25 protein-coding genes are annotated in these 26,191 nt (G+C 71.2%); 16 read left to right on the top strand and 9 right to left on the bottom strand.

From position 1 onward, the window contains the following. Positions 1–7 precede the first annotated feature (7 nt). From IRX98_RS02935 to IRX98_RS02915, 5 genes are read left to right on the top strand one after another with little or no spacing between them, the layout of a single operon-like run. Positions 8–403 (top strand): hypothetical protein, encoded by a 396-nt coding sequence (locus IRX98_RS02935; RefSeq protein WP_224273718.1) that lies wholly within the window; start codon positions 8–10, stop codon positions 401–403. Positions 404–426: 23 nt separating this feature from the next. Next, positions 427–1,329: a diacylglycerol kinase gene (locus IRX98_RS02930; RefSeq protein ID WP_224273717.1), complete on the top strand. Its 903-nt coding sequence runs from the start codon at positions 427–429 to the stop codon at positions 1,327–1,329. Continuing rightward, positions 1,326–4,142: a DEAD/DEAH box helicase gene (locus IRX98_RS02925; protein ID WP_224273716.1), complete on the top strand. Its 2,817-nt coding sequence runs from the start codon at positions 1,326–1,328 to the stop codon at positions 4,140–4,142. Before IRX98_RS02930 ends, IRX98_RS02925 begins: the two co-directional genes overlap by 4 nt. Before the next feature lie 12 nt (positions 4,143–4,154). Beyond that, a complete protein-coding gene (locus IRX98_RS02920) occupies positions 4,155–5,084 on the top strand; it encodes a 5'-3' exonuclease (protein ID WP_224273715.1) in 930 nt (309 codons plus the stop codon). Between the two features lie 10 nt (positions 5,085–5,094). After that, a complete protein-coding gene (locus tag IRX98_RS02915) occupies positions 5,095–5,547 on the top strand; it encodes an Lrp/AsnC family transcriptional regulator (protein WP_224273714.1) in 453 nt (150 codons plus the stop codon). Between the two features lie 130 nt (positions 5,548–5,677). Here the strand turns inward: IRX98_RS02915 and IRX98_RS02910 are convergent, their stop codons facing one another. Both IRX98_RS02910 and IRX98_RS02905 read right to left on the bottom strand, forming a co-directional pair. Then, the gene (locus IRX98_RS02910) at positions 5,678–6,625 is read right to left on the bottom strand and encodes a type IV toxin-antitoxin system AbiEi family antitoxin domain-containing protein (protein WP_224273713.1); all 948 of its coding nucleotides are present in this window, start codon (positions 6,623–6,625) and stop codon (positions 5,678–5,680) included. Positions 6,626–6,875: 250 nt separating this feature from the next. Next, the gene (locus IRX98_RS02905; RefSeq protein ID WP_224273712.1) at positions 6,876–8,342 is read right to left on the bottom strand and encodes a KamA family radical SAM protein; all 1,467 of its coding nucleotides are present in this window, start codon (positions 8,340–8,342) and stop codon (positions 6,876–6,878) included. Between the two features lie 166 nt (positions 8,343–8,508). On the opposite strand from IRX98_RS02905, the gene kdd reads away from it, so the two are divergent. The 7 genes from kdd (at position 8,509) to IRX98_RS02870 (ending at position 15,530) form a co-directional block, all read left to right on the top strand. Next, on the top strand, positions 8,509–9,588 hold the full coding sequence (gene kdd, locus IRX98_RS02900; protein ID WP_224273711.1) for an L-erythro-3,5-diaminohexanoate dehydrogenase: 1,080 nt from the start codon (positions 8,509–8,511) through the stop codon (positions 9,586–9,588). Further along, positions 9,588–11,183 carry a lysine 5,6-aminomutase subunit alpha gene (gene kamD / locus IRX98_RS02895; protein ID WP_224273709.1) on the top strand — a complete coding sequence of 532 codons (1,596 nt, stop codon included), beginning with the start codon at positions 9,588–9,590 and terminating at the stop codon, positions 11,181–11,183. The genes kdd and kamD overlap by 1 nt, the downstream gene beginning before the upstream one ends. Next, positions 11,180–11,917, top strand: coding sequence for a lysine 5,6-aminomutase subunit beta (gene kamE, locus IRX98_RS02890; protein ID WP_224273708.1), 738 nt, complete (start codon positions 11,180–11,182; stop codon positions 11,915–11,917). Before kamD ends, kamE begins: the two co-directional genes overlap by 4 nt. Then, positions 11,914–12,327 (top strand): 3-aminobutyryl-CoA ammonia lyase, encoded by a 414-nt coding sequence (kal, locus tag IRX98_RS02885; RefSeq protein ID WP_224273707.1) that lies wholly within the window; start codon positions 11,914–11,916, stop codon positions 12,325–12,327. The genes kamE and kal overlap by 4 nt, the downstream gene beginning before the upstream one ends. A gap of 397 nt (positions 12,328–12,724) precedes the next feature. Further along, positions 12,725–14,260 carry an apolipoprotein N-acyltransferase gene (gene lnt / locus IRX98_RS02880; RefSeq protein WP_224273706.1) on the top strand — a complete coding sequence of 512 codons (1,536 nt, stop codon included), beginning with the start codon at positions 12,725–12,727 and terminating at the stop codon, positions 14,258–14,260. After that, positions 14,257–15,009: a polyprenol monophosphomannose synthase gene (locus IRX98_RS02875; protein ID WP_372455991.1), complete on the top strand. Its 753-nt coding sequence runs from the start codon at positions 14,257–14,259 to the stop codon at positions 15,007–15,009. Before lnt ends, IRX98_RS02875 begins: the two co-directional genes overlap by 4 nt. Continuing rightward, positions 15,006–15,530, top strand: coding sequence for an FxsA family protein (locus IRX98_RS02870; RefSeq protein ID WP_224273705.1), 525 nt, complete (start codon positions 15,006–15,008; stop codon positions 15,528–15,530). Before IRX98_RS02875 ends, IRX98_RS02870 begins: the two co-directional genes overlap by 4 nt. A 12-nt stretch (positions 15,531–15,542) precedes the next feature. Here the strand turns inward: IRX98_RS02870 and IRX98_RS02865 are convergent, their stop codons facing one another. The 3 genes from IRX98_RS02865 to IRX98_RS02855 form a co-directional block, all read right to left on the bottom strand. Further along, positions 15,543–15,923, bottom strand: coding sequence for an RNA polymerase-binding protein RbpA (locus IRX98_RS02865; protein WP_207081399.1), 381 nt, complete (start codon positions 15,921–15,923; stop codon positions 15,543–15,545). A 251-nt stretch (positions 15,924–16,174) separates the two neighbouring features. Further along, positions 16,175–17,536, bottom strand: coding sequence for an MFS transporter (locus IRX98_RS02860; RefSeq protein WP_224273704.1), 1,362 nt, complete (start codon positions 17,534–17,536; stop codon positions 16,175–16,177). Continuing rightward, complete coding sequence (locus IRX98_RS02855) at positions 17,533–18,366, bottom strand: glycerophosphodiester phosphodiesterase family protein (protein WP_224273703.1); 834 nt, start codon at positions 18,364–18,366, stop codon at positions 17,533–17,535. Before IRX98_RS02855 ends, IRX98_RS02860 begins: the two co-directional genes overlap by 4 nt. 35 nt (positions 18,367–18,401) lie before the next feature. Here IRX98_RS02855 and IRX98_RS02850 point away from each other — a divergent pair, with 35 nt between their 5' ends. Next, a complete protein-coding gene (locus IRX98_RS02850) occupies positions 18,402–18,662 on the top strand; it encodes a zf-TFIIB domain-containing protein (protein WP_308044389.1) in 261 nt (86 codons plus the stop codon). Positions 18,663–18,855: 193 nt separating this feature from the next. Here IRX98_RS02850 and IRX98_RS02845 read toward each other — a convergent pair whose 3' ends face one another. Next, positions 18,856–20,379 carry a helix-turn-helix domain-containing protein gene (locus IRX98_RS02845; RefSeq protein ID WP_224273699.1) on the bottom strand — a complete coding sequence of 508 codons (1,524 nt, stop codon included), beginning with the start codon at positions 20,377–20,379 and terminating at the stop codon, positions 18,856–18,858. 94 nt (positions 20,380–20,473) lie between these two features. Between IRX98_RS02845 and IRX98_RS02840 the strand changes: the two genes are divergently transcribed. Both IRX98_RS02840 and IRX98_RS02835 read left to right on the top strand, forming a co-directional pair. Then, the gene (locus tag IRX98_RS02840; RefSeq protein WP_224273697.1) at positions 20,474–21,490 is read left to right on the top strand and encodes a zinc-dependent alcohol dehydrogenase family protein; all 1,017 of its coding nucleotides are present in this window, start codon (positions 20,474–20,476) and stop codon (positions 21,488–21,490) included. Next, positions 21,487–23,292 (top strand): alkaline phosphatase D family protein, encoded by a 1,806-nt coding sequence (locus IRX98_RS02835; RefSeq protein WP_224273695.1) that lies wholly within the window; start codon positions 21,487–21,489, stop codon positions 23,290–23,292. The genes IRX98_RS02840 and IRX98_RS02835 overlap by 4 nt, the downstream gene beginning before the upstream one ends. A 23-nt stretch (positions 23,293–23,315) precedes the next feature. Here the strand turns inward: IRX98_RS02835 and IRX98_RS02830 are convergent, their stop codons facing one another. Then, complete coding sequence (locus IRX98_RS02830) at positions 23,316–23,462, bottom strand: hypothetical protein (protein ID WP_224273693.1); 147 nt, start codon at positions 23,460–23,462, stop codon at positions 23,316–23,318. A 204-nt stretch (positions 23,463–23,666) separates the two neighbouring features. On the opposite strand from IRX98_RS02830, the gene IRX98_RS02825 reads away from it, so the two are divergent. Then, positions 23,667–24,782 carry a DNA glycosylase AlkZ-like family protein gene (locus IRX98_RS02825; RefSeq protein ID WP_224273692.1) on the top strand — a complete coding sequence of 372 codons (1,116 nt, stop codon included), beginning with the start codon at positions 23,667–23,669 and terminating at the stop codon, positions 24,780–24,782. Between the two features lie 10 nt (positions 24,783–24,792). Here IRX98_RS02825 and IRX98_RS02820 read toward each other — a convergent pair whose 3' ends face one another. Together IRX98_RS02820 and IRX98_RS02815 are read right to left on the bottom strand one after the other, a co-directional pair. Then, the gene (locus IRX98_RS02820; protein ID WP_224273691.1) at positions 24,793–25,593 is read right to left on the bottom strand and encodes an SRPBCC family protein; all 801 of its coding nucleotides are present in this window, start codon (positions 25,591–25,593) and stop codon (positions 24,793–24,795) included. Positions 25,594–25,597: 4 nt separating this feature from the next. Further along, the gene (locus IRX98_RS02815) at positions 25,598–26,080 is read right to left on the bottom strand and encodes a pyridoxamine 5'-phosphate oxidase family protein (protein ID WP_224273690.1); all 483 of its coding nucleotides are present in this window, start codon (positions 26,078–26,080) and stop codon (positions 25,598–25,600) included. Positions 26,081–26,191: the final 111 nt, after the last annotated feature.

Here is a 26,191-nt window from a genome sequence, read left to right as displayed (position 1 = left end):
TGGACCCATGCAGGCCGTGATCACCGACGTCGACCCGTTCGACCTGCCCGAGTGGCTGGGCACCCACGACGTGGTGTGGCGCGCCGACCAGGGCCTGCGGACCGGCCACCTGGTCCGCGGTCGCCTGACGGCGGACTCCGACTCCCTCGAGATCCCCTGCGACCTCCTGGCCGTCGACGAGGCCTACCCCGAGCCCGTCGTCGACGACGCGGGCCGGCTGCGCGTGCACCAGGCGTGGCGGCACGGGCAGGTCGTCATCGGCGAGCTCGACTCCCGCCTCGTCCTCGCGGTCCCCGGCACCCGCTTCGGCCCGGAGCTCGTCCTGGACGCACTCGGACGCCTGGCCCGCGCCGTGGGCGCGCACGCCGAGCGCTACGCCGCCCTGCTGCGGCTCGGTGCCTAGCACCGGGGGATAGGGTCGCGCTCATGCACGACCCCTCAGCACCCGACTCGGTCCGGGGCCGCGAGATCGCGCTGCTGACGAACCCCACGTCGGGCCGGGGCCGAGGCGCCCGGCATCGTGACGTCGCGCTCGCCCGCCTGCGCGAGAGCGGGTTCGTGGTGCGCAACCTCCAGGGCCGCGACGCCGACGAGGCGGCCGACCTCGCGGCCGGCTGCGTGGCCGACGGGGTCGAGGCGCTGGTGGTGTGCGGCGGCGACGGGCTGGTGCACCTCGGCGTGCAGGCGGTCGCCGGGACCGGCGTACCCCTCGGCCTGATCCCCAGCGGCACCGGCAACGACGTCGCGCGCTACCTCGGCCTCCCACGCACGGACCCCGTGGCTGCCGCCGACCGGATCATCGCGACGCGCACCCGCACCATCGACCTCGCCCGAAGCGGCGACCGCTACTTCGTCACCGTCCTGGCGGCGGGCTTCGACGCCATCGTCAACGAGCGCGCCAACACCATGACGTGGCCCCACGGCCAGATGCGCTACAACCTCGCCACCCTGGCCGAGCTACGCACCTTCCGGCCCCTCCACTACGTCCTCCAGCTCGACGGCGAGACCGTCGAGCACGACGCCATGCTCGTGGCGGTCGGCAACGGCCCGTCCTTCGGCGGAGGCCTGCGGATCACCGAGGGCGCGTTGCTCGACGACGGCATGCTGGACGTCGTGGTCATCACCGAGATGAGCAAGTCCAAGCTGGTCCGCTCGTACCCGCGCCTGTTCACCGGTCGCATCGACGGCGTCGCCGAGTACGTCCACCGGCGGGTCCGCTCGGTCACCGTCGCCGCGCCCGGCATCGTGTCGTACGCCGACGGCGAGCGCTTCGGCCCGCTGCCCCTCACCGTCGAGTGCGTCCCCGGCGCCCTGGAGGTCATCGCATGAGCACCCCGTCCGGCACCCCGTCCGAGGAGGAGCAGACGCCCGCGGAGCGCTACGCGGCGTTCCGGCGCGAGCAGTCCTTCCCGATGCTCAAGGACTTCTCCGGCCTCTACGGCTTCGAGCTCGACGACTTCCAGGTGCGGGCCTGCCAGGAGATCGAGCAGGGCCGGGGTGTGCTGGTCGCAGCGCCGACCGGCTCCGGCAAGACCATCGTGGGCGAGTTCGCCATCCACCTCGCCCTCCAGACCGGGCGCAAGGCGTTCTACACCACCCCGATCAAGGCGCTGTCGAACCAGAAGTACCACGACCTGGTCAAGCGCTACGGCGCCGACAACGTCGGGCTGCTGACCGGTGACAACGTGATCAACGGCGAGGCACCCGTGGTCGTGATGACCACCGAGGTGCTGCGCAACATGCTCTACGCGAGCTCGCGCACCCTGCTGGGCCTGGGCTACGTCGTCATGGACGAGGTGCACTACCTCGCCGACCGCATGCGCGGCGCGGTCTGGGAGGAGGTCATCATCCACCTCCCGGAGTCGGTGACCCTGGTGTCGCTGTCGGCGACCGTGTCCAACGCCGAGGAGTTCGGCGAGTGGCTGGCCACGGTGCGCGGCGAGACCACCACGATCCTGGAGGAGAAGCGGCCGGTGCCGCTGTTCCAGCACGTCATGGTGGGACGCCGGCTGCTCGACCTCTTCGCCTCCTCCGACGTCGACGCGAGCGCCGGCTTCGTCAAGGAGGGCGCCCCGGTCAACGAGGAGCTCACCCGCATCGCCCGCGACGACTGGGCCAGCACCCGCCTCATGCGCGACCGCCGCTCGCCGCGCAAGGGCAAGCCCGGTTCGTCGAAGAACCCGCGATCCGTCGGCAACGGCCGTCGGGTGTGGATCCCGAGCCGGGTGGACGTCGTCGAGCGCCTGGACCGTGAGGGGCTGCTCCCGGCGATCGTGTTCATCTTCAGCCGGGCCGGGTGCGACGCGTCGGTGAGCCAGCTCGTGCAGGCCAACGTACGCCTCACGACGGCGGCCGAGCGCGACGAGATCTTCGCGCGGGTGGAGGAGGCGTCGCGCTCGCTGCCCGAGGAGGACCTCCACGTCCTGGGCTACCACGAGTTCCTCGACGGCCTCACCCGAGGCATCGCCGCCCACCACGCCGGCCTGCTGCCGGCCTTCAAGCAGGTGGTCGAGGAGCTGTTCCAGGAGGGCCTGGTCAAGGTGGTCTTCGCCACCGAGACCCTCGCGCTCGGCATCAACATGCCCGCCCGCACGGTCGTCATCGAGAAGCTGTCGAAGTGGAACGGCGAGAGCCACGCCAACCTCACGCCGGGGGAGTACACCCAGCTCACCGGGCGTGCGGGCCGACGCGGCCTCGACATCGAGGGCCACGGCGTCGTGCTCTACCAGCCCGGCATGAACCCCGGCGAGGTCGCGGGCCTGGCCTCCACGCGTACGTACCCGCTCCGCTCGTCGTTCCGCCCGTCCTACAACATGGCCGTCAACCTCGTGCACCAGTTCGGCCGGGCGCGCTCGCGGGAGCTGCTGGAGCAGTCCTTCGCGCAGTTCCAGGCTGACAAGGCCGTGGTCGGGCTGGCGCGGCAGGTGCACAAGGCGGAGGAGGCGCTCGAGGGCTACCGGGAGGCGGCGACCTGCCACGTCGGCGACTTCATGGAGTACGCCGGACTGCGCCGCCGCATCTCCGACCTCGAGAAGGGTGCCTCCCGCGAGCGCCGCCAGGACCGCCGCGGCGAGGCGGCCGCGTCCTTGGGCAAGCTGCGACCCGGCGACGTGATCCAGGTGCCCGCCGGCAAGTTCAGCGGGCTCGCCGTCGTCGTCGACCCCGGGACCTCCGGCGACGAGCCGCGGCCCTACGTCGTCACCGCCGACCGCCAGGCGCGGCGCCTGGCGATGATGGACTTCCCCGTGCCGGTGGAGTCGATCGGCCGGCTCCGGATCCCGAAGTCGTTCAACGGTCGCAACCCGGGCCAGCGCCGCGAGCTCGCCAACGCGCTGCGCTCGCGCGCCGACTCCTTCGACGCGCCCGGCCCGCGGCGTACGAAGCAGGACTCCTTCAGCGACACGCCCACCGACCGCGAGATCGGACGGCTGCGCGCCGAGCTGAAGTCGCACCCGTGCCACCAGTGCCCCGAGCGCGAGGACCACGCGCGGTGGGCAGAGCGCTACTACAAGCTCGAGCGCGACACCGAGACCCTCAAGCGTCGCGTCGACAACCGCACCAACACCGTCGCGCGCACCTTCGACCGCGTCTGCGACGTGCTCACCGCGCTGGGCTACCTCGAGGGCGACAAGGTGACCGAGCGGGGCTCGCACCTGCGGCGGATCTACACCGACATGGATCTCGTGGCCGCCGAGGCCATCCGGGCCAGGGTGCTCGACGAGCTCGCGCCCTCCGAGCTCGCCGCCGTGCTCTCGTCGCTGGTCTTCGAGGCACGCCGGGCCGACGACGCCACGTCGCCCAAGATGCCCGGGGGCCAGGTGCGTCCGGTCCTGGCAGAGGTCGTACGCCTCTGGGCCCAGCTCGACGCCCTCGAGCGCGACCACAAGCTCGACTTCCTCCGCGAGCCCGACATGGGGTTCGCCTGGGCCGCCTGGCGCTGGGCCGAGGGCGACGACCTCGACGACGTCCTGCAGGTCACCGGTCTGTCGGCCGGCGACTTCGTGCGCTGGATGAAGCAGCTGCTCGACCTCTGCGGCCAGGTCGCCGACGCGGCCGGGGACACCGCGCTGCGCGCCACCGCGCGGGCCACGGCCAAGCTGCTCAAGCGTGGCGTCATCGCCTACAGCGTGCTGGCGGAGTGACAGGGTGACCCTATGACGGACCGCCTCCTGCTCCTCGACACCGCCTCGCTCTACTTCCGCGCGTTCTTCGGGGTGCCGGACTCGGTGAAGGCCCCCGACGGGACGCCGGTGAACGCCGTGCGCGGCCTGATGGACTTCATCAGCCGGCTGGTGGGGGAGTACGACCCCACGCACCTGGCCTGCTGCTGGGACGACGACTGGCGCCCCCAGTGGCGCGTCGACCTCATCCCGTCCTACAAGGCCCACCGTGTCGTGGCCGCGGTGCCTGGCCCGAGGCCCGACGTCGAAGAGGTGCCCGACCCGCTCGAGGCGCAGATCCCGATCATCATCTCCGTCCTGGAGGCCTACGGGATCCCGGTCGTGGGACATCCCGAGATGGAGGCCGACGACGTGATCGGCACCCTGGCGACCGACGCGGGCATGGCGGTCGACATCGTCACCGGTGACCGCGACCTCTTCCAGCTCGTCGACGACGACGCCCAGGTCCGCGTGCTCTACGTCGCTCGCGGGGTCAGCAAGCACGAGCGCGTCGACAACGCGTGGGTGCGCGCCAAGTACGGCGTCGACGCCCACCAGTACGCCGACCTCGCGACCCTGCGCGGCGACGCCTCCGACGGCCTCCCCGGAGTCGCCGGGGTGGGGGACAAGACCGCTGCCACCCTGCTGGGGCGCTTCGGCGACGTCGACTCGATCGTCGCGGCCGCGCACGACCCCGACTCCGACATGGGCCCCGGCCCGCGCGGCAAGATCAAGGCCGCCGCCGACTACCTGTCCGTGGCACCCGAGGTGGTCGCCGTACGCCGCGACCTCGACCTCGGGTCGCCGGACCTCACCCGCCCGCGCACTCCGGTCGACCACGCAGCCCTGGTGGCGCTGGACGAGCGGTGGGGGCTCGGCTCGTCAGCCGTGCGCCTGGTGGAGGCCCTGTCCGGCTCGCACTAGGGTGAGCGACGTGAGCTCTCCCGAGGTCGAGTCCAAGGACCGTCAGATCCTGGCCCTGCTGGCCGCTGACGGCCGCATGTCGTACACCGACCTCGGCAAGGCGACCGACCTGTCCACCTCGGCGGTGCACCAGCGCGTCAAGCGCCTCGAGCAGCGCGGGCTGATCAAGGGCTACGGCGCCACCGTCGACCACGACCAGCTCGGCCGGCCCCTCACGGCCTTCATCTCGATCACCCCCATCGACCCCTCGCAGCCCGACGACTACCCCGAGCGGCTGGTGGGCATCAAGGAGATCGAGTCCTGCTGGTCGGTCGCGGGGGAGGAGTCCTACATCCTCAAGATCCGCGTCGCCACGCCCCTCGCGCTGGAAGAGCTGCTCGCCCGGATCCGCGGCGCTGCCAGCGTCTCGACGCGGACCACGATCGTGCTCTCCACGGCGTACGAGAACCGTACGGTCGACTGAGCGGGCGTCGCCCTGCTGCATGAGTCACCGCTTGAGCGGCTCTCGGGATCCCCGGTCATCCGGGGATCGCTCAGGTTGTCAGGCTTTGCAAAGGCCGGCAACCACGAGGAGAGCCTGACAACCCGCCGGGTCAGGCAGCGTTGGTGCGGAAGAGCCGGCGGATGCGAGCCGCCGTCTCAGCTGGCTTGTAGAGATCGGCCCAGACGATCCGGATGCACCGCCAGCCTGTGATCTCGCAGATCAGTGATTCACGCCGCTTCTCCCGCAGCACGCAGTCGACCACCGACTCGCCCTCACGCCTGTGCTCCTCGTACTTCACCTTGCCATCGAACTCCAGGAACACTCCAAGCTCGGGCCAGGCGAGGTCGACTCGCGCTATCTCGACGCCCCTGTGGTCCACGATGGGGTAGTTGGGCACGGGTGCCGGGAGGCGCTCGCTCCAGCACAGGTAGCGAGCCCGGGTCTCGCCCACTGACTCCGACCGCGAGTCGGCGAGACGAAGCACGTGCTCAGTCGTGAGCGTGCGCGGCCAGTAGGTCATGGCCTCGTAGCGCTTGCGTAGTTCTGGGATCGTGGTGAGGCTGTGGTGGAGCAGGTAGTCGATCTCCACCAACGCATGCTCGGCATCAAGGAGCATGGTCAGCTCCAGCGCAGTACGCGTCGCGCTCATGACCTCGAGCCCACGGCGGCGTACGACATCGTCCTTCCCGATCGCACCTCGGTGCTGGACCACGCCGGCCTCGGCCCGCCCTGCGCGCCCGTCCGGACGAGTCAGGTGCACCGCAGCCAGGTCACAATCCCAGAGAGGCGCGCCGTGCTCGTTCGCCGAGCTGAGATGACTGAGCACTACGCGGGCGTTCGCCTGGCGGACGACAGCCCGGCACAGGGTCGCGTAGCGCTGCTTGGCACCGAGGTCGGACCATTCCGGTCCGAGCACGTAGGCGCCGCGCCGGATCCGGATCCACGCGCCTGACCTGACGTGGGCAGCGATGGCAGCGTCGTGGTAGCCGAGCGCGCTGGCGTCCTTGCGTGTGAAGACACCGTTCTCGGCGATGAGTGCGCGGAGTCGAGGTTCCATACGCACAGATTTGTCAATGACGCCGACAGCTCGCCTCCGGCGAGGACTCCAGATGTGGAGGAACGGCGATCAGCGCGGCCTGTGGACGTCTGGTGGCCCGCCACCAGACCAGCGAGCCGGCCACGCGCAGGACAGGCGCCGCGGGGTTGTCAGGGACCCCCGCAGGTTGTCAGGCCTTGCAGAGGCCGACAACCTAGGGGATCCCCGGCCAGCCGGGGATCCCGAGCGTGAGAAGAGGACGAACCGCCCCTCACCAAGCCTGGAGCGCCGCCGTACGCCGCGACGCCTCGGCCATCTCCGCAGCCTTCAGCGAGGCCTCGTCGAGCCGCCCGTGCTCCTCCCACCACTGCTGGCCGGACTCGGGCAGCGTGTGGATCGGGTCGTAGTACTCGTAGAAGCGCGAGAGCGCCTCAGCGTCGTCGGCCTCGATCGAGGTGCGGTAGTTCTTGGTCCAGAAGGAGATGCCGTGCGCGGTGTCGTAGTCGGCGTTCTGGTGCACCCAGCGCTTGCCGACGAACGGGACGTCGCACACGATGCGCGGCGTCGCGAAGCCCGGGAGGTAGCCCATGATGTGGTGCTGGAGGCGCTGCGCGTCGGCGAGCGAGACCCGCCAGTGCTCCGAGAACGGGATCATGTCGCACATGTAGAAGTAGTAGGGCATGATCTGCGCGCCGTCGAGCAGGCTGAAGCACAGGTCGAGCAGTGCGTGCGGGTCGGCGTTGACGCCGTTGAGCAGCACGCCCTGGTTGCGTACGTCGCGCAGGCCGGCGTCGAGCATCGCGCGGGTCGCCTCGGCGACGATCGGCGTGACGGAGGCCGCGTGGTTGGCGTGGGTGTGCATCGCGAGCGAGACGCCGCGCGAGCGGGCCAGCGAGGCGACGCGACCGACACCCTCGACGACGTCGGGCTGCAGCCAGTGCTGCGGCAGGCCGATCAGCGCCTTGGTGGCCAGACGGATGTCGCGGATGTTGTCGACCTCCATGACCGCCATGAGGAACGCCTCGAGGCGGGGCCACGGCATGTTGGCGACGTCGCCGCCGGAGACGACGACGTCGCGCACGGACGGCGTGCGGCGCAGGTAGTCGAGCATGTCGCCGAGGCGGTCGTTGGGCTTGCCGGCGAACTTCAGCTTCTCGATCGCAGGCGTCGAGTTGCCGACGAGGTCCATACGGGTGCAGTGGCCGCAGTACTGCGGGCAGGTCGGCAGCAGCTCCGCGAGCACCTTGGTGGGGTAGCGGTGGGTGAGGCCCTCGGTGGCCCACATGTCGTGCTCGTGGAGCGAGTCGCGCGCGGCGTGCGGGTGCGAGGGCCAGTCGGTGCGCCGGTCGCTGAACACCGGGATCATGTAGTGGCGGATCGGGTCGGCGTAGAACGCCTCGGTGAGCGAGCCCGCACCGGCGGGGGACACGGTGGGGACCATCGTGTTCATCATCTGCGGCGGCACGAGCATCGACATCGTCGCCCGCTCGGCCTGGTCGCGCTCGAGGTCGGCGTAGAACCGGTCGTCGACGAGGTCGCCCATCAGCTCACGCAGCTGCTTGACGTTCTTGATGCAGTGGGCGCGCTGCCACTGGACCGACGCCCACTCCTCGGCGGTGACGCCTGACCATCCCGGGAACCGTGTCCAGTCGGGCTCGACGAGCTCGACCCGCTGGTAGGGGTAGGGCTGTCCGTTGGCGAGGCCTGGCCCGAGGTGGGTGGCGGTCTCGATGCTCATGAGATCTCCTTGATGCCGACCCGAGCGGGTCGTGGTGTGGCCGTGCGGCGCGCCGGTTGTGTGGTCGGCGACACATCTGGGACAGTACGCGGAGAACCTGCGGCGAGTCCAATGCCACGCCGCAAGATTTGCGGCCGAACTGCCGGAACCTAGAAGGATGCACCGCATGACCCCCACCTCGGACCTCCAGACCGGCCTGCGTGCCGGCGATCCGACCGGCCTGCACCGCGTCCTCGACGACGCCGTCGTGCTGCCCCAGGCCGCCCAGCGCCTCGACACCCGGCGCGAGCTGTGGCCCGATGAGGTCCGCGTGCGGGTCGAGAGGCTCAACCTCGACGCCGCGTCGTTCCGCCAGCTCGAGCGCGCGCACACCACGTACGGCGAGACCAGCGGTGACGGCGTACGCGCCGAGGTGCTCGACATCGTCGCCAGCCGCGGCAAGATGCAGAACCCGGTCACCGGGTCCGGCGGGATGCTCGTCGGCACGGTCGAGGAGGTCGGCCCCGAGTCGCCCCTGGGCCTGGCGGTCGGCGACCGCGTCGCCACCCTGATCAGCCTGACGCTGACCCCGCTCGTCATCGAGGACGGCCTCGCCGCGTGGGACGGTCGCAGCGAGCAGGTGCCGTGCGACGGCTACGCCATCCTCTTCGGGCGCTCCATCGCCGCCGTCATCCCCGACGACCTCGACCCCGCCCTCTCCCTCAGCGTGATGGACGTCTGCGGCGCACCCGCCCTGACCGCCCGCGTCGTGGAGGAGTACGCCGCCCGCGGCAAGGAGCCGGTCGTCGCCGTCATCGGCGGAGCGGGCAAGTCGGGCTCGCTCAGCCTGGCGGCCGCACGTGCGGCCGGCGCGGCCCGCACCATCGGCGTGGTGCCCCACCAGTCCGAGCACGACCTCCTCACCGGCGCCGGCCTGGCCGACGCCGTGGCGATCGCTGACGCCCGCGACCCGATCGCGCTCCGCGAGGCGGTCACCGCCGCCGGCGGTCCGGCCGACGTCACGGTCGTGTGCGTCGACGTCCCCGGCTGCGAGGGCGGCGCGATCCTCGCGACCACGGAGGGCGGCACCGTCATCTTCTTCTCCATGGCCACCAGCTTCAGCGCCGCCGCGCTCGGCGCGGAGGGCCTCGCCGCCGACGTGCGGATGCTCGTCGGCAACGGCTACGTCCCCGGCCACGCGGCGTACGCCATGGAGCTGCTGCGCGCCGACGCCGGCGTCCGGTCGCTCTTCGAGCGGAGGCTGTGATGGCGACCCGCAGGCCCGCCAGCCAGCTCGGCATCGACCGCGCCGACGTACGCCGTGCGCGCACGCTCGCCCGCCAGGTCGGCAAGCCGATCGTCGACCTCGCCACCCGCCACACCACCGTGTCGGTGGAGCGCGCCACACTGCGCCTGGCCGGCCTCGGTGGCGCCGACCCCGACGGCACCCCCTGGGTCAACCGGCTCACCGACGCCGTACGAGCCGACGTCGGCCTCGAGCACGGCGTCAGCCTGCCCGTGTGGGACGCGCTGCTGCGCGGGGAGGGCGACGACCTCCTCACTCTCGCCCAGAAGGCGGCCGCCGGGTCGGTGACGTTCCGCGTGCCCGAGGGCAAGGACGCCACGCGCGCACGGACGGCCTCGCGCAGGGCGGTCGGCGCCGGCATCAAGCAGATCGACCGCCAGCGCGCCGCCCGCGAGAAGTTGATCGCGAAGGTGGGTGATGCCCCCAGCAAGCCGTGGATCTACCTCATCGTCGCCACGGGCGACATCCACGAGGACATCCCGCAGGCGCAGGCCGCGGCCCGCGAGGGCGCCGACGTGATCGCGGTGATCCGCTCGACGGGGCAGTCGCTGCTCGACTTCGTGCCCGAGGGCGCGACCCGCGAGGGCTTCGCCGGCACCTACGCCACCCAGGAGAACTTCCGCCTGATGCGCGCGGCGCTCGACGAGACGTCGAGAGAGCTCGGCCGCTACGTCCGGCTCACCAACTACGCCTCGGGCCTCTGCATGCCGGAGATCGCCGCGCTCGCCGGGCTCGAGCGCCTCGACATGATGCTCAACGACTCGATGTACGGCATCCTCTTCCGCGACATCAACCCGATCCGGACCTTCGTCGACCAGCGCTTCAGCCGCCAGGTCCATGCTCGCGCCGGGATCATCATCAACACCGGCGAGGACAACTACCTCACCACCGCCGACGCCGTCGAGGCCGCGCACACGGTGACGACCAGCCAGCTGCTCAACGAGTACTTCGCCAAGGAGGCGGGGCTCGAGGACTGGCAGCTCGGCCTGGGCCACGCCTTCGAGATCGACCCTGAGGTGCCCGACTCGTTCCGCCTCGAGCTGGCCCACGCGATGCTCGCCCGCGAGCTGTTCCCGGACGCGCCTCTCAAGTGGATGCCGCCCACCCGCCACATGACCGGCGACATCTTCAAGGGCTACCTCCTCGACGGCTTCTTCAACCTCGTCGGGGCGCTCACCGGCCAGGGCATCCTGCTGGTCGGGATGATGACCGAGGCCGTCGTCACGCCGTGGATCTCCGACCGCGACCTCGCGCTGCAGAACGTCCGCTACGTCATGAACGCTGCGGGCAAGCTCCACGAGGACTTCCGGCCCGCTCCCGACGGCTTCATCGCGCAGCGCGCCCGTGAGGTGCTCGGCGAGGCCATCGCGCTGCTCCAGGAGATCAAGGACGACACGGACTCCGCCGGTGACCCGCCGCTGCTGGCCGCGATCGCCGACGGCACCTTCGGCCTGATGAAGCGGCCCGCCGACAAGGGCCGGGGCCTCGACGGCGTGGCGAGGAAGGCCCGCGACTACTACAACCCGGCGACCGAGATCCTCGAGGGGGACGCGTGAGTCTGATCCGCCCGTACGGCGACACCACCGGTGACGGGATGGTGCAGCTGTCGTTCACGCTGCCGATCGAGCACTCCAAGGTCGCCGAGGGCGCCGCGGTGCAGCTCGCCAACAAGATGGGCATGGACCCCGCGCTGGTCGTGCACGCCAAGCCGATGGGGGAGGGCTTCACGTTCTTCGTCGTCTACGGCCGGGTCAACCACCTCGTCGACCCCAGCACGGTCGAGGTCGTCGAGCGCGACTACCCGCTGCTCACGCCGAAGGAGGCCAACGCCTCGATCAAGCGCTCGCTGCGCCGCCGGCTCACGGTGGTGGGCGCGTGCATCGGCACGGACGCCCACACCGTCGGCATCGACGCGATCCTCAACATCAAGGGGTTCGCGGGGGAGAAGGGCCTGGAGTACTACCGCGAGATCAAGGTCGTGAACCTCGGCGCCCAGGTGTCCGTCCCGCAGCTCGTCGAGGCCGCGCGTGAGGAGAAGGCCGACGCGGTCCTCGTCTCGCAGGTCGTCACCCAGCGCGACGCCCACCTGCTCAACACCCGCGAGATGTCCGCGGCCTTCCGCGAGGCCTACCCGGCAGCCCGGCGCCCGCTGCTGGTCGTGGGCGGTCCCCGCTTCGACGAGACGATGGCCGACGAGCTCGGCGTAGACCGTGTCTTCAGCCGGGGCACGACGCCGGGCGAGGTCGCCTCGTTCATCGTCCACCGGCTCACCCAGGAGAAGGCCTCATGAGCGACACCAACCCCGCCGGGGACCGAGTGGGCACCGTGGTCACCCACCGGCGCTACGTCCCCTACTCCCACGCCCACTACGCCGGCAACCTGGTCGACGGCGCCTACAGCCTCGGGCTGTTCGGCGACGTCGCCACCGAGATGTGCATCGTCCTCGACGGCGACGAGGGCCTCTTCGCCTCCTACTCCGACGTCCAGTTCAAGGCGCCGGTGCGCGCCGGTGACGTACTGGAGATCACCGCGACCCTCGTCCGGGAAGGGACCCGTAGCCGGGTGATGGACTTCGCCGTGCACGTGGTCGGACGCGGCGCTCCGACCGAGGCCGCGCCCGGCGCTGCCGAGGTCCTCGATCCGCCGGTCGTGGCGACCACCGCCACCGGCACCGTCGTCGTACCTCCCGCGTCGCACTAGGCGTCGGCGTGTCACGGCACGACACGCCGATCCAGGTGAAATTTTCTCAGTGAGTTCCCAGTGATCGCACGTCGCTGACCTGCGACAACGCGCGTTCTGGCTGGTCAGAGCCGTGTTGACACTGCGCTGCGGCGGAGAGAGGGTCTCGGGGTCCGCCTGTGCAGCTCGTGGGTGGCGCCTTCGACACCGGGAGGTCCGACGTGGGGTACGCGAAGCCAGCGATGCCCACCGTCCGGCGTCCCGTCGAGAGCGCCCCGCGGGGGCCGGATGCGGGAGGGACCACGGGGCCTTAGACAACTTCGCGCGATCGCCAGCCAGCCGGTCGCGCGTTGGTCCGAAGCCCCTACGTCCCTCCCGCTCCGCTGCAGGTGCGCAGCCGTCGGCTACGGTCTGACCCGTGCCGCAGCGCTGCCTCCTCGCCCTCGTGGGCGGACTCGTGCTGGCAGCGGCCTTCGAGCCGATCGGCTGGTCGTGGCTCATGCCGCCGGCGATCGCGGCGCTGGTCTTCTCGGTGCGCGGCCTGCGCGCGCGGCGTGCGTGGCTGCCGAGCCTGCTGTTCGGCATCACGTTCACCTATGCGGTGATGGTGTGGATGCGGTCGGTCGGCACCGACGCCTGGATCGCCATGTGCGCCCTGGAGGCGTCGTTCTTCGTGCCGCTGGGCATCGGGCTGTCGTGGAGCCTCCGCCAGCGTGCGTGGCCCGTGTGGGCCGCCCTGTGGTGGGTCGGGATCGAGACCTGGCGCAGCGGCTTCCCGTTCAGCGGCATGCCCTTCGGCCGCCTCGTCTACGCGACCGCCGACACTCCGTGGGCCGACGCGATCCCGTGGATCGGGATGACGGCGGTGAGCTTCCTCGTCGCCCTCACGGGGACGGTGCTGGCGTGGCTGCTGCTCGGTCTCCGGACGCCCACGCGCACGACGTACGCCGCGGTCGGCGCACTGGCCGTGGTGACCTTCGCACCCGTGCTCGTCACGGTCCCGGTGGAGGAGACCGGCACTGCCACCGTCGCCGCGGTGCAGGGCAACATCCCCGGTGACGGGACCGACATCGTCGCGGTCAACCGCGAGGTCACCGACAACCACGTGCGGGCCACCCAGCAGCTCGCCGAGGACGTCGCAGAGGGGCTGGTCCCGGCGCCCGACTTCGTGGTGTGGCCGGAGAACTCCACGGCGGTCGACCCCTTCACCGACGAGCGCGCCAGCGCCGGGATCGAGGCCGCCACCGAGGCGATCGGCGTACCGGTCCTCGTCGGAGCGATCGCGGACGACCCGCTCGACGACACGCGGGTCCTCAACCAGGGGATCGTCTTCGAGCCGGGACTGGGCAGCGCCGACCGCTACACCAAGCGCAACCCCGTGCCGTACGGCGAGTACATCCCGTTCCGCGGCAGCCTGATCCCCGACACCTACGGCCAGCTCCGGCTGGTGCCACGCGACATGGTCCGCGGCACCAGCCTCGTCCCGATCCGGGTCGGCGACCTCCTGGTGGCCGACGCGATCTGCTTCGACGTCGCCTACGACGACGTGATCTCCGGACAGGTCGCCCGCGGGGCCGAGCTGGTGACGGTGCAGACGAGCAACGTGCTCTTCAGCAAGACGGCCCAGCTCGACCAGCAGTTCGAGATCAGCCGGCTGCGGGCGCTCGAGACCGGGCGCTGGGTCGTCGTGGCCGCGATCAACGGCGTCTCGGGTGTCGTCCGGCCCGACGGGTCGGTCGTCGCGTCGGCGCCCGCGCGCACCCAGGAGGTCCTGGTGGAGGCCGTGGGGCTCAGCACCACGATCACCCCCGCCGTACGACTCGGGGTCTGGCCGGCGAGGTTCACCCTCGTCTTCCTCGTCGTGCACACGTTCGCGGCCCTGATCGCCTATCGTCGTGGCCGACGGAGCGACCGCGCCGTCGCACCGTCACCGGGACGAGGTCAGCAGGCGTGAGTGTCGAGGGGCTCGGCAGGGTCGTGATGGTCATCCCGACCTACAACGAGTCGGAGAACATCGAGTGGATCGTCGAGCGCCTGCGCCGCGCCCAGCCCGGTGTCGACGTGATGATCGTCGACGACAACAGCCCCGACGGGACGGGTGACCTCGCCGACGCCCTGGCCGCCGGCGATCCGGCGATCAGCGTGGTGCACCGCACGGAGAAGGCCGGCCTCGGCGCTGCCTACCTCAACGGTTTCGACGTCGCGCTGCGCGCCGGCTACGACGTCATCGGCGAGATGGACGCCGACGGCTCCCACCAGCCCGAGCAGCTCCACCGGCTCCTCGACGCCCTGCACACCGCGGACCTGGTGATCGGCTCGCGCTACGTGCCCGGCGGCTCCGTGGTGAACTGGCCCCTCCAGCGGCTGCTGCTCTCGCGCGGCGGCAACCTCTACGTCCGGCTCCTGCTCGGCATGCGCGTCAAGGACGCCACCGCCGGCTTCCGCCTGTTCCGGCGTGCCACGCTCGAGGCGATCGACCTTGAGTCCGTGCTGTCTACTGGATACGTGTTCCAGACCGACCTCGCCTACCGCACGGTCTCGCGCGGCCTCCGGGTCACCGAGGTGCCGATCGAGTTCATCGAGCGCGTGCGCGGTGACTCCAAGATGAGCGGCCAGGTGGCCAGCGAGTCGCTGAAGAAGATCACCCGCTGGGGCCTGTCCGAGCGCCGTGCACGCCTGCACCGGAGCAAGGTCGACGCGTGAGCCAGCCGCTCGGACCCCGCACCGGCCCGCGTCGCCGGCGCCGGTGGCTGCGCCCCGTGCTGGCACTCGCGTTCGTGGTCATCCCGCTGGCCGAGATCTGGGCGATCCTCCAGGTCGGCCAGCTGGTCGGCCCCTGGTGGACGATCGTGCTGCTGGTGCTCGACAGCATGGTGGGTGCGTGGCTGATCAAGCGCGAGGGCGGGCGCGCCTGGCTGGCGCTGCGCGAGGCGCTGCAGGGCGGACGGATGCCGGCCCGGGAGATCGCTGACGGTGCGCTCATCCTCATCGGCGGCACCCTGATGCTGAGCCCGGGCTTCCTGCTCGACCTGCTCGGGATCCTGCTGATCCTGCCGTTCACCCGGCCGGTCGCGCGGCGGCTGCTGACCTCGGTGGTGGAGCGTCGCCTCGTCGTCGTACCGGGTGCGGGTCTCGGGGGCTTCCCCGGTGCACCCGGCTGGGACGCACGACGCCCCGGACCGGGGCCCGAGGGGCCGGTGGTCCGGGGCGACGTCGTCGACTAGCTGCCGTGCGGCCTAGGAGACCCGCTTCTTGCGGTTGGCGCGGTGCAGGTGCGCCGGGCCGATCTCTCCGCCGCGGAGCAGGTCGAGCCGCTCCTTGAGGATGTCCTCGAGCTCCTTCTCCGAGCGACGCTCCAGGAGCATGTCCCAGTGCGTGCGAGCCGGCTTCTCGACCTTCTCCTCGGGGAGGATGCCCGCCGTGCTCAGCGCCTCGGCGCCGCAGCGCGGGCACTCCCACACGGCCGGGATGTCGGCCTCGACCGACATCGTGACCTCGAACTCATGGCCCTGCTTGCATGCATAGCCGACCTGCTGCCGAGCCGCGAACTCGATCCCGCGCTCGTCCTCGAAACTCTGGCCGCCGAGCCTCGCGCCACGCAGTGTGCGCTCCGCCACCGTGCCCACCTCCAGTTGGGTTGCTGACACCCGTTGAATTGTGTACCGGGTTGGTAGGGGGACGAACAGGACCGCGGTCCGTGACGCCGCTCGTGGCGACGGGGCTCGCCCCTCTGTGATCTTTCAACCGTAGCGGGGCCGCCACAATTCCGTGGATTCATCGTGTCGGAACCCACGCTCACGCGTGAGTGACTTCACCCCCAGGGGTGCAGGTGGTCGCGGTTACGCGCAGATCAGGACCTCCGAGGACCTCAGATGACGGCTGGCAGGTCGTTCCCGGCGTCGCGGATTCCACGCTCGGTGTCCACGCGGGTCAGCAGGAGGCCGCCGACGACGAAGAACGCGATGAGGGCGAAGATCGCCGGTCGGTAGGAGTCGGTCACGGCCAGCACGATGCCGAAGGTCGCGGTGCCGAACCAGGACGTCCCGCGGTCCATCGCGTGGTAGAAGCTGAAGTACTCGGCCTCCTTCCCACGGGGGATCAGCAACGAGAAGTAGGACCGCGCGAGCGCCTGGCAGCCGCCGAGGACGACGCCGATCGCAGCGCCGAGGATCAGGAAGAACGGCACGTTGCCCGCGGGCAGGAAGAGCGCCACGGTCACGATGACGCACCAGATCGCGAGGCCCAGGAGGATCGAGCGCTTGGCGCCGATGCGACCGGCCAGCCGGCCGAAGATGAGCGCACCGCCGAACGCGACGAACTGCACCATCAGGATCGTCGCGATGAGGATCGTCTGGGAGTGCCCGAGCTCCTCGGAGCCGTAGACCGACGCCGAGGCGATGACGGTCTGGATCCCGTCGTTGAAGAACAGGTAGGCGACCAGGAAGGTGAGCGCCATCGGGTAGTTGCGCATGTCGCGCAGGGTCGCGGCCAGCTGGCCGAAGCTGCGGCGCAGGGCGTTGCCCTCGACCTGCTCCACGTCGACCGGGGTGTGGTTGCGCAGCCGCAGGAACGGGATGAGCGTGAACCCGGCCCACCACACGGCTGCGGACAGCATGCACAACCGCGCGGCCAGTCCCTCGTCGAGGCCGAGGGCCTCGTGCCCGAGGTAGACGGCGAGGTTGATGACCAGCAGCAGGCCGCCGCCGAGGTAGCCGAACGCCCAGCCCCGCGACGACACCCGGTCGCGGTCGTCCTCGTCGGAGATCAGCGGCAGGATCGAGTCGTTGACGACCCCGGCGGCACCGAAGAACAGGTTGCCGAACACGATGCCGACCGCGGCCAGCAACCAGTTGTCACCGGTGGCGAAGAAGATCAGGGAGGCGAAGAACGCGCCGGTCCACGCGAGCGTCGCGAGCAGGCGCTTCTTGTTGGCCACCCGGTCGGCGTACGCCCCGAGCGGGGGCAGGACGATCGCCGACAGGATCGTGGAGACCGTGATCAGCCAGAAGAAGAGCGAGTCCGGCGGCAGGGAGAGCGACCCGACCTCGAACCGGCCGTCCTCGCCGCCGACGGCGTTCTCGGCCAGGCTGATGAAGTAGGGGCCGAAGAAGACCGTGCCGATGGTCGTCGTGTAGGCGCTGTTCGCCCAGTCGTACCAGTACCAGGCCTTCTGCTCCCGCGCCTGCTCCAGGGGCTCCAGGTTCGCGATGCCGCCCTCGACCTTGCTCATGCCTGATCCTCCATGCCGTCCGGGCGGCCCTCGTCAGGGCCGTGCCACTGTCCGCGGGCGCGGAGCACGTCCCTGAGTATGTCCGTGCGATCGGTCATGATGCCGTCGACACCACGGTCCAGGAGGGTGTTCATCTCAACTGGGTCGTCGATCGTCCACACGTGCACCTGGACGCCGGCGGCGTGCGCACGGCGTACGAGCCCGGCGGAGGCCACCAGCAGCCGCCCCTGTCGGTGCGGGACCTGCAGGGCGACGGGGCGTCCGCGCGTGAGCAGCCGCGCCAGCCGGGCGCTGGGGGACAGGACGAAGACGGCCACCTCGAGCGGGTGTGCCGACGTGGCGACCCGCCGCGCCGTGCGGCGCCGGAACGCCTCCATCCGCCTCGCCGAGAAGGACCCCACCAGGATCCGGTCCCAGGCGTCGCGCTCCTCGATGAACGCGGCCAGTGCCTCCACCGCGCCCTCGGACTTGAGGTCGATGTTGAACCTCGCGTCGGGGAAGGCGTCGAACAGCTCGCCCAGCGTCGGCACCGGCTCCGAGCCGCCGATCAGCGCGCGCTGGACCTCGGCGTAGGTCGAGGTGGCGATGCTGCCGGTGCGGTCGGTGACCCGGTCGAGCACGGTGTCGTGGAAGGCGAGCAGCACGCCGTCGCTGGTGACGTGGACGTCGGTCTCGAGGTAGGTGTAGCCGAGCGCCACCGCGTGCCGGAAGGCCGCGAGCGTGTTCTCCAGGCCCTCGATCTCGGGATGGTAGGCGCCGCCGCGGTGGGCGAAGGCGAGGGGGCGGGGCGAGTCGAGGTAGCCCGTAGCGGGCACGTGCGGCGCGGTCACGGCCCAAGTATGGGGTTCGGGAGTACCGTCGGGGGATGGAGAGCATGACCTGTCCTCGATGCGATGCCGAGATGGACGAGCGCACCCTCGGCGAGGCCACCGTCCACCAGTGCCCCGAGGGCCACGGCGTCTTCCTCTCGCGCGCCGACCTCGGCGTGCTGGTCGAGGCCGAGACCGACTGGCACCGCAACGCCGGTCAGCACACGGCCCCGATGCCGCGGATCACCGCCGACATGACGGCCCCGCCGTCCGTCGGCAAGCAGTCGCGCGCCTGGGTCGAGACGCTGTTTGCTTGAGCAGTCGACCGCGAGGAACGAGCGGCCGGCGTCGCGAAAGCAGATCGAGTAGGCCCGCGGCTGAGGAACGAAGCCGCGCAAGGCCGTATCGAGATCCGCACCTCGCTAGGTCTCGATACGCCTCGCTCGTCCCTCGCTCGGCTACTCGACCACCGATGGGAGTGTGGCCGCGATTGAGCGGGCGCTAACCGATCTATATGTCGCGGAAGGTCTCGATGTTCGCGCCGAGCTCGTTGAGCCGCTCGGCGAGGTCCTCGTAGCCACGGTGGATGACGTACGTCGACCGCAGCACGCTGCGGCCCTTGGAGGCGAGCATCGCGATCAGCAGCACCACCGCGGGGCGCAGGGCCGGCGGGCAGACGATCTCCGCACCGGAGAAGTGCGTCGGGCCCTCGACGAGCACCCGGTGCGGGTCGAGCAGCTTGACCTGCGCGCCGAGCTTGTTGAGCTCGGTGAGGTAGATGGCGCGGTTCTCGTAGACCCAGTCGTGCAGCAGCGTCTGTCCCTCGGCGACCGCGGCGATGACCGCGAAGAACGGGAGGTTGTCGATGTTGAGGCCCGGGAACGGCATCGGGTGGATCTTGTCGAGCGGCGCGCGGAGGTCGGAGGCGTAGGTCGTGAGGTCGACGAGACGGGTCTCGCCGTTGTTGGCGACGTACTCGTCCGAGCGGTCGTAGCGGAAGCCCATCTCCTCGAGGGTGGCCAGCTCGATCTCGAGGAACTCGATCGGCACCCGGCGGATGGTGATCTCGGACTTCGTCACGATGGCCGCCGCGAGCAGCGACATCGCCTCGATCGGGTCCTCGGAGGGGGAGTAGTCGACGTCGACGTCGATCGACGTGCGCCCCGTGATGCGCAGCGTGGTGGTGCCGATGCCGTCGACCTCGACGCCGAGCTTGCGGAGGTAGAAGCAGAGGTCCTGGACCATGTAGTTGGACGAGGCGTTGCGGATCACGGTCGTGCCCGGGTGGAGCGCGGCGGCCATGAGCGCGTTCTCGGTCACCGTGTCGCCACGCTCGGTCAGCACGATCGGGCGCTCGGGCTCGATGGTCCGGTTCACGCTGGCGTGGTAGCTGCCGTCGCTCGCCTTCACGTCGAGGCCGAAGGGACGCAGCGCGGACATGTGCGGCTCGACGGTGCGCTCGCCGAGGTTGCAACCACCGGCGTAGGGCAGGTCGAACTCGTCGTAGCGGTGCAGCAGCGGGCCCAGGAACATGATCACCGAGCGGGTGCGGCGGGCCGCGGCCTCGTCGATCGCGGCGAGGTTGAGCTCGGCCGGCGGGATGATCTCGAGGTCGTTGTCGTCGTTGAGCCAGCGGGTCGCGACGCCGAGGGAGTTGAGCACCTCGAGCAGCCGGTTGACCTCCTCGATGCGCGCGACCTTGCGCAGCGTCGTACGCCCCTTGTTGAGCAAGGAGGCGCACAGCAGCGCGACGCCCGCGTTCTTCGAGGTCTTCACGTCGATCGACCCGGACAGGGTCGTGGGGCCGTCCACGCGCAGGTGCGTGGGGCCGGCGCCGAGCGCCACGATCTCGGAGTCGAGCGCCGCGCCGATGCGGGCGAGCATCTCGAGGGAGAGGTTCTGGTGACCCTTCTCGATCCGGTTGATCGCGCTCTGGCTGGTGCCGAGCAGATCGGCCAGCTGGTGCTGGGTGAGACCCCGGTGCTTGCGCGCGTCACGGATGAGGTTGCCGATGCGACCCTTGTAGTCAGCCATGGCGACAACGGTATCTCAGATATGAGATAACGCCACTCTGCCGGGCTTCGCCGGGGTGTGGGCCGGTGTGGGGCTGCGTGGCAGGATCGCCGCCATGCGAGCAACCACCATCCACGCCCCCGGCGACATCCGCTTCGAGGAGGTGCCCGACCCCAGGATCGAGGCCCCCACCGACGCGATCGTCAAGGTGGTCGCCGGCTGCATCTGCGGCTCCGACCTCTGGCCCTATCGCGGTCACAACGACATCGACGCGGGCTCCACCATCGGCCACGAGTGCGTGGGCGTGGTGGAGGAGGTCGGCGCGGACGTGAAGGACGTGCGCGTGGGCGACTTCGTGGTGGTGCCGTTCTGCCACAGCGACAACACCTGCGTCCACTGTCGCGCCGGCGTCCAGTCGGCCTGCACCGGGCTCGGCTTCACGACGAGCGGGCAGGGGGAGTACGCCCGGGTGACCCAGGCCGACGGCAGCCTCGTCGCGACCGACGGGATGCCCCACGAGAAGCTCATCCCGTCCCTGCTCGCCCTCACCGACGTGATGGCCACCGGCTGGCACGCGGCGGTCGCCGCCGGCGTACGCCCCGGTGGCACCGCGGTCGTCGTCGGCGACGGTGCCGTGGGCCTGTGCGGCGTGCTCGCCGCCTCGCAGATGGGCGCCGGGCGCGTCATCGCCATGTCGCGCCACGAGTCGCGCCAGGAGATTGCGCGCGCCTTCGGGGCCAGCGACGTCGTGGCCGAGCGCGGCGAGGAGGGCGAGGCGATCATCGCCGAGCTGACGCAGGGCGTGGGCGCCGACGCGGTGCTGGAGTGCGTCGGCACGGATGGCGCGATGAAAACGGCCTTCGCCGTGGCCCGCCCGGGCTCCACGGTCGGCTTCGTCGGGGTGCCGCATGGCGTCGAGCTGCCGGTGCGCCGGATGTTCCAGAAGAACGTGGGTCTTGCCGGCGGCATGGCACCGGTGCGCCGCTACCTGCCGGACCTGCTCGAGCGCGTGCTGTCGGGGGCGATCGACCCCGGTCGCGTCTTCGACCTGACGCTCCCGATGGCGGAGGCGGCCGAGGGCTACCGCGCCATGGACGAGCGCCGCGCGACCAAGGTCCTCCTCCAACCGTGAGCGCCTCGGACGACCTCCTGGTCCTCGGCCCGCTCCTGCGCCACGTCGACGAGACGTCCGCGGCGGTGTGGGTCGAGACCCGCGACCGCGGGACGGTCACCGTCACCCGCGGCGCCGCGTCGGCGAGCGCGCCGACCTTCACCGTCCACGGGCACCACTACGCCCTCGTCTGCGTCGAGGGCCTCGAGCCGGGCAGCACCGGGACCTACTCCGTCGACATCGACGGGGAGCAGGTCTGGCCGGAGCCGTCCTCGCCGTTCCCCGCGCCCGTGATCGCCACGCTCGAGGCCGGTCGTCCGCTGCGGCTGGCCTTCGGCTCGTGCCGCACGTCGGTCTCCCACGACGAGAAGGGCAACCGCACCCACGGCGTCGACGCCATGCGCGCGTGGGCCCTCGAGCTCGCCGGCCAGGTCGCACCGATGGATCCCGATGACGAGGACCTCGACCCGACCCGGCTGCCCGACCTGGTCCTCTTCCTCGGCGACCAGGTCTACGCTGACGAGACGACCGAGGCGATGCGCGAGTTCATCAGCTCGCGGCGCGACATCGAGCAGGCCCCGTGGACCGAGCTCCAGGACTACGAGGAGTACGCCCACCTCTACGCGCTCGCGTGGTCCGACCCGGCGAACCGGTGGCTGCTGTCGACCGTGCCGAGCGCGATGATCTTCGACGACCACGACATCCGCGACGACTGGAACACCTCCCAGGAGTGGCGGCGCGAGATGGAGGCCACCACCTGGTGGCACGGCCGGATCGTGGCCGGCCTCGGGTCCTACTGGGTCTACCAGCACCTCGGCAACATGTCGCCGCAGGAGCGCGCGCAGGACGAGGTCTGGGCGCAGGTCGTTGCCCACTCCGGCGACGACGAGCTCGACCTCGGAGTGGTGCTCGACGCCTTCGCCGAGCGCGTCGACCAGCAACCGCGCACCTACCGGTGGAGCTACGTCCGCGAGTTCGACACGCAGGCCCGGCTCGTCGTCGTGGACTCGCGGGCCGCCCGCGAGCTCGAGCCCGACGCCCGCGCGCTGCTCGACCCCGACGAGGCGGCCTGGCTCGACGAGCAGCTGCGCGGCGGCGTCGACCACCTGCTCATCGGCACCTCGCTGCCCTTCATGCTCGCCCGCGGGCTGCACCACCTCGAGGCCTTCAGCGAGGCTCTCGCCGACGGCGCGTGGGGTGAGCGCGGCGGTCGCGCGGGGGAGTGGCTGCGCCAGCTCGTGGACCTCGAGCACTGGGGTGCCTTCCAGAAGAGCTTCCAGGAGGTGGCACACCAGGTGATGGAGGTGGCCGCCGGGGAGCGCGGACCCGCCCCGTCGACGGTGACCTTCCTGTCCGGCGACGTGCACCACAGCTACGTCAGCGAGGCCAAGCCATTGCGGCACGGTCCGCCGATGCGCTCCACGATCCTCCAGGCGGTCTGCTCACCCATCCGCAACCCGCTGTCGCGCAACATGCGCTTCGCCACCGCGGTGCTCTCCTACGGCGTCGCCGGACCGGTGGGCCGGCTGGCCTCGAAGTCGGCGCGGGTGCCGGACGCACCACTCACCTGGCGCTACGCCGAGGGGCCGTGGTTCGACAACAACCTGGCGTGCCTCCAGCTGAACGGTCCCAGCCTGCGCATGTGGTGGGTCACCGGCGAGGTGATCGACGACCACGAGCGTCCCCGGCTGGCCAAGGTGGCGAGCTACGCCCTCGACGAGCAGGGACGCCCGCCCGCCCACGAGCGGGTGCACCAGCGGCTCCGGCGCGGGATGAAGCGCCGGCTGCACGCGAAGGTCGTCGACCGGGTCAAGCAGCGCTGACCCGGCGCCCTGGACTGCGCCCGTCAGACAGTGCTGAGGAGCCGGTCGCGGCCCTCGGCGCAGCTGCACGTGTCCGAGCACGGCAGGTAGGTGTGGCGTCCGTGCCCGCACCCCGTGCAGGGCAGGTCGTGCGACAGGTGGTCCGTGGTGGTCTGGACGGTGTCCCACATGGTCTGGCTCCTTCCCGCTTCCGGGTGGCGGGGACATCGGTTGCCCCTCGTCCTTGTGACGTCGAGAGTGACACCGGATGACGCCGTTCGGGGCCCAACACCCGCCGGTTTACCCGATCTGGCACCCGAATGACCCGATCGGGCCATGCCCGCGTGGTCCGGCCGCGCGCGAGGTCAGCGGTCCACGCGCCCTAGGATCACGCCATGGGTGGGGTCCACGAGCTGACGCGGCAGCAGGCTCGGCGCGTCGCCGTGCGCGCCCAGCTGCTCGACGCGCACCGGCCGGTCGACGTCCTCGACACGATCCGGCACCTCGGGTTCCTGCAGGTGGACCTCACCTCGGTCGTCGCCCAGCACGCCGACCTCGCGCTGTGGACCCGGCTCGGCGGGTCCTACGACCCCGACGCCCTCGCCGAGCTCGTCGGCAACGGCGCCGTGGTCGAGGTGCAGGGCCTCCTCCGCCCGGGGGAGGACGTCGCGCTCCTGCGCGCCGACATGGACGCCTGGCCGGGGGAGCCGCCGGTCAAGCCGTGGCAGGACGACCTCGCGGACTGGGTCGCCGCCAACGACGGGTGCCGACGCGACGTGCTGGCGTACCTGAGAGCAGAGGGTCCGACGCCCGCGCGCGACCTGCCCGACACCTGCGAGGTGCCGTGGCGCTCGACCGGCTGGACGGACAACAAGAACGTCATGAAGCTGCTGGAGTGCCTCGAGGCGCGCGGCGAGGTCGCGGTCGCCTCCCGCGAGGGCCGTGAGCGCCGGTGGGACCTCGCCGAGCGGGTGCATCCCGGCGACCCGACCGTGCCCGCCGAGGAGGCCCACCGCACGCTCGCCGCACGACGGCTCCGGGCGCTCGGGCTGGCCCGTCCGCGGGCGCTGGAGGCCTGGCACGAGCCGTACGCCGTCCGCGACGTCGGCGAGGCCGCGCGCGTCGAGGGCACCCGCGGCCAGTGGCGGGTCGAGCCCGCGCTCCTCGACGACGCCGACTGCGACGGCTTCGAGGGGCGTACGGCGATCCTCTCGCCCCTCGACCGGCTGGTCTTCGACCGCAAGCGGATGGCTGACCTCTTCGGCTTCGACTACCAGCTCGAGATGTACAAGCCGGTCGAGTCACGGCGCTGGGGCTACTGGGCCATGCCGGTCCTCGACGGCGACGAGCTGGTCGGCAAGGTCGACGCGACCGCCGACCGCGAGGCGGGCGTGCTCGTCGTGGACGCGGTGCACGAGGACGACGACTGGTCGACCGCTCGCCGGAGGCGCGTCGACACCGAGCTGGCGGCACTGGGGGAGTGGCTCGGGCTCCAGGTCGTCCGGACCTGACCCAGGACCGTCAGGCGCCGAGCCCCAGCGCGGCGGCGAGGCCTTCCGGGTCCGCGACCGAGAGCGTCGCACCGGGGTGCGCGATCGAGGCGGTCGGGTCGATCGACGCCACCGGCTCGTGGAAGGACAGGCACAGCGCGCGGTCGCCGTTGGTGGTCATCGAGATCCCGCGGTCGCTGAGCGACAGGTGCGGGGGACCGGCGGTCTTGACCCAGGAGAACCCGCCGGTGACGTCGGCGGAGGCGATGTTGCTGCGCGGCGTGACCAGGCGCCACGGGCCGTAGCGGACGTAGAGCCACTCGGGACCGACCTCCACGGTCGTCGACCGCGGCGAGATGCCGAAGGCGCGCCCGGCGACGGCGTACGACGGCGCGAACGCGAAGTCGAAGGTCCGGACGACCTCGGCAGGATCGCCGTCACTGCCGCCGGGAGACCCGGCCACCAGTCGGCGCAGGGCCATCGCGGCGGGGACGCGGTAGGGCTGCGCCACGGCAGCCGACCGGCCCGGGACCCGCAGCACGGCGCGTGAGCCGTCGGGGGCTAGGAGGACGTGGTGGTCCATGCCCACCTGGACGGGCCCGCGTCCGACGTGCCAGGACCACGAGCGCTCGGCGTGGTCGACGTGGGTGACCGTGAAGTCGACCGTCACCCCGGCGGGGCCGTGCACGCGCCCGGTGGTGCCGGTCGTCAGGACGGTGTCGGAGGCCTCGACCGAGCTGATCTGGGGAGCCCACGTCGGCCACAGCTCGGGCGTGGTGAAGAGCCGCCACGCCTCGCCGGCGCCGGCAGGTCCGTGCGCGTCGACCAGCACGGGATCAGAGGCTGACGGTGTCGTTGTCACCCATGTCGGGCGTGTGCCGGCCGACGAGGCCCCTGGCGAGCTCGACGGCGGCCTTCACCTTGCCCGGGGACTCCCAGTACTCCGCGGTGGCACCGTCGATCTCGAGGAGCACGTTGGAGGCGTCCTCGGGTCCGCCCGACATGAAGGCGCCGGCTGAGGCGTCCCACAGCTCCTGCAGCTTCGCCCGGTCCTCGCTGACGCGCGCGGTGCCCGAGAGCGAGACCCAGCCGGCGTCGCTGGAGTAGGACACGTTGACGCGGGGGTCGGCCTCGATGGCGCGCACCTTGTCGGTGTCGCGCTCGGTGAGGAACCAGGTGGTCCCGGGCTGCTCGAAGTCCTGGGTCCCCATCGGCGTGGACACGAGCGCGCCCTCGGGGCTCACGTAGGTCAGCACCGCGATGCGGGTGTCCTCCATGATCCGGGCGACGGTCTCGAGCTGGTCGTCGTGTGAGGTCATGCCACGACCATGGCACGCCGCCCCCACTCCGAGCCTCATCCCGCGGGGCGTGCACTGTCACGTCGCTGCCGCCCGGGACGTCGTACTGGCAGGATGACCGGCAGCCGTCGG

Origin of the sequence: Nocardioides lacusdianchii, assembly GCF_020102855.1 — a bacterium.
In the GTDB taxonomy this organism is placed as follows: Bacteria; Actinomycetota; Actinomycetes; order Propionibacteriales; family Nocardioidaceae; genus Nocardioides; species Nocardioides lacusdianchii.
The sequence above is the reverse complement of the archived record's forward strand: the minus strand, read 5'-3'. Positions and strand labels throughout refer to the sequence as shown.

What these genes read in the sequence shown, in the direction of transcription:
- IRX98_RS02830 (WP_224273693.1), bottom strand. Translation starts at nt 23,462, where the DNA reads ATGTGGGACACCGTCCAGACCACCACGGACCACCTGTCGCACGACCTG.
- IRX98_RS02920 (WP_224273715.1), top strand. Translation starts at nt 4,155, where the DNA reads ATGACGGACCGCCTCCTGCTCCTCGACACCGCCTCGCTCTACTTCCGC.
- IRX98_RS02840 (WP_224273697.1), top strand. Translation starts at nt 20,474, where the DNA reads ATGCGAGCAACCACCATCCACGCCCCCGGCGACATCCGCTTCGAGGAG.
- IRX98_RS02925 (WP_224273716.1), top strand. Translation starts at nt 1,326, where the DNA reads ATGAGCACCCCGTCCGGCACCCCGTCCGAGGAGGAGCAGACGCCCGCG.
- IRX98_RS02850 (WP_308044389.1), top strand. Translation starts at nt 18,402, where the DNA reads ATGGAGAGCATGACCTGTCCTCGATGCGATGCCGAGATGGACGAGCGC.
- kdd (WP_224273711.1), top strand. Translation starts at nt 8,509, where the DNA reads ATGACCCCCACCTCGGACCTCCAGACCGGCCTGCGTGCCGGCGATCCG.
- kamD (WP_224273709.1), top strand. Translation starts at nt 9,588, where the DNA reads ATGGCGACCCGCAGGCCCGCCAGCCAGCTCGGCATCGACCGCGCCGAC.
- kal (WP_224273707.1), top strand. Translation starts at nt 11,914, where the DNA reads ATGAGCGACACCAACCCCGCCGGGGACCGAGTGGGCACCGTGGTCACC.
- IRX98_RS02815 (WP_224273690.1), bottom strand. Translation starts at nt 26,080, where the DNA reads ATGACCTCACACGACGACCAGCTCGAGACCGTCGCCCGGATCATGGAG.
- IRX98_RS02935 (WP_224273718.1), top strand. Translation starts at nt 8, where the DNA reads ATGCAGGCCGTGATCACCGACGTCGACCCGTTCGACCTGCCCGAGTGG.
- IRX98_RS02910 (WP_224273713.1), bottom strand. Translation starts at nt 6,625, where the DNA reads ATGGAACCTCGACTCCGCGCACTCATCGCCGAGAACGGTGTCTTCACA.
- IRX98_RS02905 (WP_224273712.1), bottom strand. Translation starts at nt 8,342, where the DNA reads ATGAGCATCGAGACCGCCACCCACCTCGGGCCAGGCCTCGCCAACGGA.
- IRX98_RS02860 (WP_224273704.1), bottom strand. Translation starts at nt 17,536, where the DNA reads ATGAGCAAGGTCGAGGGCGGCATCGCGAACCTGGAGCCCCTGGAGCAG.
- IRX98_RS02930 (WP_224273717.1), top strand. Translation starts at nt 427, where the DNA reads ATGCACGACCCCTCAGCACCCGACTCGGTCCGGGGCCGCGAGATCGCG.
- IRX98_RS02845 (WP_224273699.1), bottom strand. Translation starts at nt 20,379, where the DNA reads ATGGCTGACTACAAGGGTCGCATCGGCAACCTCATCCGTGACGCGCGC.
- IRX98_RS02825 (WP_224273692.1), top strand. Translation starts at nt 23,667, where the DNA reads ATGGGTGGGGTCCACGAGCTGACGCGGCAGCAGGCTCGGCGCGTCGCC.